General features: G+C 73.8%; 5 protein-coding genes. All 5 read left to right on the plus strand.

Features of this window, described 5'->3' with window-relative positions; genetic code table 11:
- Position 1 precedes the first annotated feature (1 nt).
- Positions 2 to 1,555, plus strand: a complete 1,554-nt coding sequence (locus Q9S36_RS40195; protein WP_311290350.1) for an iron ABC transporter permease — start codon at positions 2 to 4, stop codon at positions 1,553 to 1,555.
- Positions 1,552 to 2,601: an ABC transporter ATP-binding protein gene (locus tag Q9S36_RS40200; protein WP_311290351.1), complete on the plus strand. Its 1,050-nt coding sequence runs from the start codon at positions 1,552 to 1,554 to the stop codon at positions 2,599 to 2,601. Before Q9S36_RS40195 ends, Q9S36_RS40200 begins: the two co-directional genes overlap by 4 nt.
- A complete protein-coding gene (locus Q9S36_RS40205) occupies positions 2,598 to 5,141 on the plus strand; it encodes an AMP-binding protein (protein WP_311290352.1) in 2,544 nt (847 codons plus the stop codon). The genes Q9S36_RS40200 and Q9S36_RS40205 overlap by 4 nt, the downstream gene beginning before the upstream one ends.
- Before the next feature lie 73 nt (positions 5,142 to 5,214).
- Complete coding sequence (locus tag Q9S36_RS40210; protein WP_396653940.1) at positions 5,215 to 6,990, plus strand: acetyl/propionyl/methylcrotonyl-CoA carboxylase subunit alpha; 1,776 nt, start codon at positions 5,215 to 5,217, stop codon at positions 6,988 to 6,990.
- Between the two features lie 47 nt (positions 6,991 to 7,037).
- Positions 7,038 to 7,187, plus strand: a 150-nt coding sequence (locus tag Q9S36_RS51700) for a TetR/AcrR family transcriptional regulator (RefSeq protein ID WP_396653941.1), incomplete at its 3' end; no start/stop codon positions are given.

Consider the following 7,187-nt stretch of genomic DNA (forward strand, 5'->3'; position numbering starts at 1 on the left):
CATGGCATCGACCGGGGCAGGGCGCCGGACGCCGCCCCTGCTGCTCGCGGCGGGGGCGGTCGTCGCCGTCCTGGCGCTGGTGCCGCTGGCCTACGTGGCCGCCTACGTGGTGATCATCGGACCGGTCGACCTCTGGCACCTGCTGGCCCGGCCCCGGATCGGCGAGCTGCTCCGCAACACCGTCACCCTGGCCGCCGCCTGCATGGCCGCCACCGCCGCCCTCGGCGTCGCACTGGCCGTGCTCGTCGAGCGCACCGACCTCCCCGGTCGCCGGCTGTGGCACGGGCTGCTCGTCGCGCCGCTCGCCGTGCCGGCCTTCGTCAACGGCTACGCCTGGGTGTCCCTCGACCGCAGCGTGCACGGCTTCGCCGGCGCGTTCGGCGTGGTCACCCTGTCCTACTACCCCCTGGTCTACCTCCCCGTCGTGGCGATGCTGCGCCGCCTCGACCCCGCCTTGGAGGAGTCGGCCTGGTCGCTCGGCCACTCCCGCGCCCGGACCTTCCGCACGGTCGTGCTGCCGCAGCTGCGACCGGCCCTGCTCGGTGGCGCGCTCCTGGTGGGGCTGCACCTGCTCGCCGAGTTCGGCGCGTTGTCGCTGCTGCGCTTTCCGACCTTCACCACCGCGATCTACGACCAGTACGGCTCGACCTTCAACGGCGCCGCCGCCACCGCGATGGCCGGCGTGCTCGTCCTGCTCTGCCTGCTCCTCCTGCTCGCCGAGCTGCGGCTGCGCGGTGACCGCCGCTACGCCCGCCTCGGCCGCGGCGCCGCCCGCGCGTCCGTCCCGCTCGAGCTCGGTCGCTGGAGGGTCCCGATGCTGGCGGCCGTCGGCGGCGTCGTCGTGCTCGCGCTCGGTGTGCCGGCCCTGTCGCTCGTGCGCTGGCTGGTGGTCGGCACCTCGACCGAGTTCCCGATGGCCGAGCTGACCGAGGCCCTCGTCGCGACCGTCGTGCTCGCCGTCGCCGGCGCCGTCGTCACCACGCTCGCCGCCGTCCCGGTCGTGTGGCTGGCGGTGCGCCACCGCGGGCTTGCCAGCACGGTCATCGAGCGCAGCACCTACGTCGCCAACGCCCTGCCCGGCATCGTCGTCGGCCTCGCGCTGGTCGTGGCGTCACTGCGGCTGGTGCCGGTCGTCTACCAGACCGCGGCGCTGCTGGTGGCGGCGTACGCCATCCTCTTCCTGCCGAGGGCCGTGGTGACCGTGCGTGCCGGGCTGGAGCAGGCGCCCGCCGTGCTCGACGACGTCTCGCACAGCCTCGGCGTCGGCCCGCTGGCCACGGCCCGCCGGGTGACCCTGCCGCTGATCGCGCCGAGCCTCGGCGCCGGCGCGGCCCTGGTCTTCCTCGCCATCTCCACCGAGCTCACCGCCACGCTCATGCTCTCCCCGATCGGCACCCGCACCCTCGCCACCGAGTTCTGGTCGGCCTCCTCCGAGCTGCGCTACGGCGCCGCCGCGCCCTACGCGCTGCTGCTCGTGCTGGTGTCGATCCCCGCCACGGTGCTGCTGATGCGCTCCGACTCGCCAGCCACCCAGACGGAAAGTGTCCCAGCATGAGCTCGCTGACCATCACCGGCGTCACCAAGTCGTTCGGTGCGACCCGCGCGGTGGACGACGTCACCCTCGCCGTCCCGCACGGCTCCTTCACGACCGTCCTCGGCCCCTCCGGCTGCGGCAAGACCACCCTGCTGCGGCTCATCGCCGGCTTCCTCGTGCCGGAGTCCGGCACCATCGCGTTCGGCGACACCGTGGTCGCCGGCGACGGCGTCCGGTCGACGCCGCCGCAGGCGCGCCGGGTCGGCTACGTCCCGCAGGAGGGCGCGCTCTTCCCGCACCTCGACGTCGCCGCCAACATCGCCTTCGGCCTGCCCAAGCAGGCGCGCGCGACGACCGGCGGCGACCGGGTGGCCGAGATGCTGGACCTCGTCGAGCTCCCCGCCGACTTCCGCCACCGCCGCCCCGACGAGCTCTCCGGCGGCCAGCAGCAGCGCGTGGCCCTGGCCCGCTCGCTCGCGCCCCAGCCTGCTGTCGTGCTGCTCGACGAGCCGTTCTCCTCCCTCGACGCCAGCCTGCGCGGCAGCACGTCGCGCGCCGTACGACGGGCGCTGGAGGCCACCAACACCACCGCCCTGCTCGTCACGCACGACCAGAACGAGGCCCTCTCCCTCGCTGACCAGGTCGCGGTGATGCGCGCCGGGCGGCTCGTCCAGTCGGCCCCGCCCAGCGAGGTCTACCTCTCCCCCAGCGACCCGCAGGTCGCCGAGTTCGTCGGTCGCGCCGTCGTGCTGCCCGGCACCGCGACGGAGGCTCACGCCACGTGCGCCCTGGGCGAGGTCGTGCTGACCGAGCCGGCCACCGGTCCCGTGTCGCTGATGATCCGGCCTGAGCAGGTCTACGTCGACCTCGCGCGCGAAGAGGGCGTCCGCGGCGAGGTCGAGGAGGTCAGCTACTACGGCCACGACTGCGCGGTGCAGGTCCGCCTCGGCGACGGCACCCCGGTCCTCGCCCGGATGGCCGGCGTCCTCCACCCCGCGCCCGGCGACACCGTGCACCTCCGGGTGACCGGACTGGTCCGGGCCTACCGTCCCGGCGGCTCGCCGTGACGCTCATCCCCACCCGCCCGGCCCCCACCCGCCCTGTCCTCGAGCACGCGGGCTTCGGCGACGCCACCGCCGTCGTGGCCGACGGCACCGAGGTCTCCCACGCCGACCTCGCCCGCCGGGTCGCCGACCGCGCGGCAGCCTGGGGTCCGGCGCGCCGGCTCGTGCTCGTCGAGGGCGGCAACACCCTCGACTCGCTGGTGGCCTACCTCGCCGCCCTGCAGCACGGGCACGTCGCGCTCGTCGTGCCCGACGGCAGGGAGGCCCAGCGCGCGTCCATGGTGGCCGCCTACGACCCCGACATCGTGTGCACGACCGGGGCGGACGACGACGTGCGGCGCGACGCGACCACCCATGACCTCCACCCCGACCTGGCGCTGCTGCTCAGCACCTCCGGCACCACGGGCTCGCCCAAGCTGGTCCGGCTGTCCCGCGACAACGTGGCGAGCAACGCCGCCGCCATCGCGACCTACCTCGACCTGACGCCGGCCGACCGTGCGATCACCACGCTGCCGCTGCACTACTGCTACGGCCTGTCGGTGCTCCACTCGCACCTGGTCGCCGGCGCGAGCGTCGTGCTGACCGGACTGAGCGTCGTCGACGAGTGCTTCTGGGACCTGTTCGCCCGCACCGGCGCGACCAGCTTCGCGGGCGTCCCCCACACCTTCGACCTGCTCGCCACCAGCGGCTTCGAGGCGCGCGACCTGCCGACGCTGCGCCAGGTGACCCAGGCGGGCGGCCGCCTCGACCCCGACGCCGTACGCCGCTGGAGCCGGTTCGGCCGCAGTCGCGGGTGGGACCTCGTGGTGATGTACGGCGCCACCGAGGCCACCGCGCGGATGGCCTGGCTGCCTCCCGCGCTCGCCGAGGACCACCCGGCGGCGATCGGCCGCGCGATCCCCGGCGGCCACCTGCGGCTCGACGAGACCGCCGACGACCGGCCCGGTGTCGGCGAGCTCGTCTACTCCGGCCCGAACGTCATGCTCGGCTACGCCGAGCGGCCGGCCGACCTCGCGCTCGGCGCGCAGACACCGGAGCTGCGCACCGGTGACCTCGCCCGCTGCGTCGACGGGCTGTTCGAGGTGGTCGGGCGACGCAACCGCTACGGCAAGGTGTTCGGGCTGCGCATCGACCTCGACGCGGTCGAGCACACCCTCCGCGCCACCGTCGACCGCCATGCCCGCGTCGTCGCCACCGACCGCGCCGTGCACGTGTTCCTCACCCACGGTCGCGGCGGCGCCGCAGCTCGCGGGCTCGCGACCAGCCACTGCGGCGTACCGGCCCACGCGGTCCGGGTCACCGTCGTCGCCCAGCCGCCCGTCACCGCCACCGGCAAGCCCGACTACGTCGCGCTCGGCGCGCTGGCCGAGCTCGCCGAGCTGGAGGAGGGCACCCGCGACGGGGCCGCCGCGACCGGCTCCGTGCGCGCGGACTTCGTGCGGGTGCTCGGGCGACCCGACGCGGGCGACGACGACTCGTTCGTCGACCTCGGCGGCGACTCGCTGTCCTACGTCGAGCTCGCCACCCGGCTCGCGGACCACTTCCCCGCCGGCCTGCCGACCGGCTGGCACACCCGCACGGTCGGCGAGCTCGAGCACCTCCGCGCGGGCGCAGCGGCCGTCGAGGTCCCCCCGCGACGCCGACGGGCGCGGCTGGACACGACGGTGGCGCTGCGCGCCCTGGCGATCCTCTTCGTCGTCGCCAGCCACGTCGACCTAGTGGGCCTCGAGGGCGGGGCCCACCTGCTCCTCGCCCTCGCCGGCTTCAACTTCGCCCGCTTCCAGCTCTCGGCGGCCGGTGACGCCCGCACCCGCCTGCGGCACGGCCTGTCCGGGCTCGCACAGCTGGTCGTGCCGTCCGTGCTGTGGGTCGGCGGCGTCGCGCTCCTCCTCGGCAGCTACGACCTCACCACGGCGTTGTTCGTCCGCGAGCTGGTCAACGGCACGGAGTGGGACGACCAGTGGCAGCTGTGGTTCCTGGAGTCGCTGGTGTGGATCACCGCCGCCGCGCTGGCGCTCACCTGCCTGCCGGCGCTCCACCGGCTCGAGCGGCGTACGCCGTTCCGCTTCGCGCTCGCCGTCCTCGCCGTGGCCGCCCTCGCGCGCTTCGCCGAGGTGGGCCTGCGCGCCGGCCCCACTCAGCGCTACACCACGCTGGTCGTCGCGTTCTTCTTCGTCCTCGGCTGGGCCGGGGCCCGGGCCACCACCACCCGGCGGCGGCTGCTGGTCACCGGGCTGGCCGCCGCGCTGACCATCGGCTACTTCGGGCAGGTGCACCGCGAGGCGATCGTGCTGGGCGGGTTCCTGCTGATGCTGTGGGTGCCGCACGTCCGGCTGCCACAGTGGCTCGCCCGTGCCGCAGGCGTCCTCGCCGGGGCCAGCCTCTACGTCTACCTGACGCACTGGCAGGTCTACCCCGCTCTCGAGGACGCCGGCCACCAGTGGCTCGCGCTCGTGGCGTCCGTCACAGTCGGCATCGCCTACGGGCGCGTCGTACGTCCGTTGCATCAGGCTGTCGGTCGCGCCATCCTCCGCTCGCGGTAGCCTGCCGAGCGGTACGCACATCGGTCCGTCCGGCCCCCCGCCCAGTGTCACCGCCCAGGAGTCCAGCGTGAGCTTGAAGAAGGTCCTGATCGCCAACCGCGGCGAGATCGCCGTCCGCGTCATCCGCGCCTGCAAGGACGCCGGCATCGGCTCCGTCGCGGTCTACGCCGACCCCGACCGTGACGCGCTGTTCGTCCGCCTCGCGGACGAGGCGCACTCCCTCGGGGGCGCGACCCCGGCCGAGTCGTACCTCGACATCGCCAAGATCATCAAGATCGCGACCGACACGGGTGCCGACTCCGTCCACCCCGGCTACGGCTTCCTCGCCGAGAACGCCGACTTCGCCCAGGCCGTCATCGACGCCGGGCTGATCTGGATCGGCCCGCCGCCCGCCGCGATCGAGGCCCTGGGCGACAAGGCCAAGGCCAAGCACATCGCCGACAAGGCCAAGGCGCCGCTGGCGCCCGGCACCAAGGACCCCGTCAAGGACGCCGACGAGGTCGTCGAGTTCGCCAAGGCCAACGGGCTGCCGGTGGCCATCAAGGCGGTCTTCGGCGGCGGCGGGCGTGGCCTCAAGGTCGCCCGCACGCTCGAGGAGATCCCCGACGCCTACGAGTCGGCGGTCCGCGAGGCCGTCACCGCTTTCGGTCGGGGCGAGTGCCTGGTCGAGAAGTTCCTCGACAAGCCGCGCCACGTCGAGACCCAGTGCCTGGCCGACCAGCACGGCAACGTCGTGGTCGTCTCGACGCGCGACTGCTCGCTGCAGCGCCGCAACCAGAAGCTCGTCGAGGAGGCCCCCGCGCCGTTCCTGAGCCAGGAGCAGCTCGACGAGCTCTACGAGTCCTCCAAGCGCATCCTCAAGGAGGCCGGCTACTACGGCGCCGGGACCTGCGAGTTCCTCGTCGCCCAGGACGGCACGATCTCCTTCCTCGAGGTGAACACCCGCCTCCAGGTCGAGCACTGCGTCTCCGAGGAGGTCACCGGCATCGACCTGGTCCGGGAGATGTTCCGCATCGCGGCCGGCGAGGAGCTCGGCTACGACGACCCCGAGATCCGCGGCCACTCCATCGAGTACCGCATCAACGCCGAGGACGGCGGCCGCAACTTCATGCCCGCTCCCGGCACCCTCACGAAGTGGCACCCGCCGGCCGGGCCCGGCGTGCGCCTCGACGGCGGCTACGACCAGGGCGAGACCATCCCGGGCTCGTTCGACTCCCTCATCGCCAAGCTCATCGTCACCGGCCGCGACCGCACCCAGGCGCTCGAGCGCTCGCGCCGCGCGCTCGACGAGTTCGTCGTCGACGGCATGCCGACCGTCATCCCGTTCCACCGCGCGGTCGTCTCCGACCCGGCGTACGTCGGTGCGTCGACGCCGTCCGGCGAGGGCGAGTTCACCGTCTACACGCAGTGGATCGAGACCGAGTTCGACAACCGGATCGAGCCCTACTCCGGCGACTCGGCCGAGGCCGACGAGGCCGGCGAGCGGCAGACGGTCACCGTCGAGGTCGGCGGCCGCCGGCTCGAGGTCGTCCTCCCGGCCGGTCTCGGCGGGCTCGCGGTCGCCGGCGGCGCTGCCGCGGGTGGCGCGAAGAAGGCGAAGCGCTCGGCGAAGAAGGCCGGCGCCGCTGCCTCCGGCGACTCGGTCACCTCGCCGATGCAGGGCACGATCGTCAAGGTCGTCGTCGAGGAGGGCCAGGAGGTCGCCGAGGGCGACACCATCGTCGTCATGGAGGCGATGAAGATGGAGCAGCCGCTCAAGGCCCACAAGGCCGGCACCGTCAGCGGCCTGACCGCCGAGGTCGGCGCCACCGTCACCAATGGCGCGGTCATCTGCGAAATCAAGGACTGATCCAACTTAGATAGCGAGCGCTCACTTTTTATGGCACACTCCGGGGTGTGACCTCCACCCCGCGGCGTACCCAGGCGCAGCGACGCGAGGGCACGATCGGCGCCCTCCTCGACGCGACGGTCACGTGCCTGGCGCACCGCGGGTACGCCGGGACCTCGACCGCCGCGGTCTGCGCCGAGGCCGGAGTGAGCCAGGGC

The sequence above is a fragment of the Microbacterium sp. ARD31 genome, from assembly GCF_031844425.1.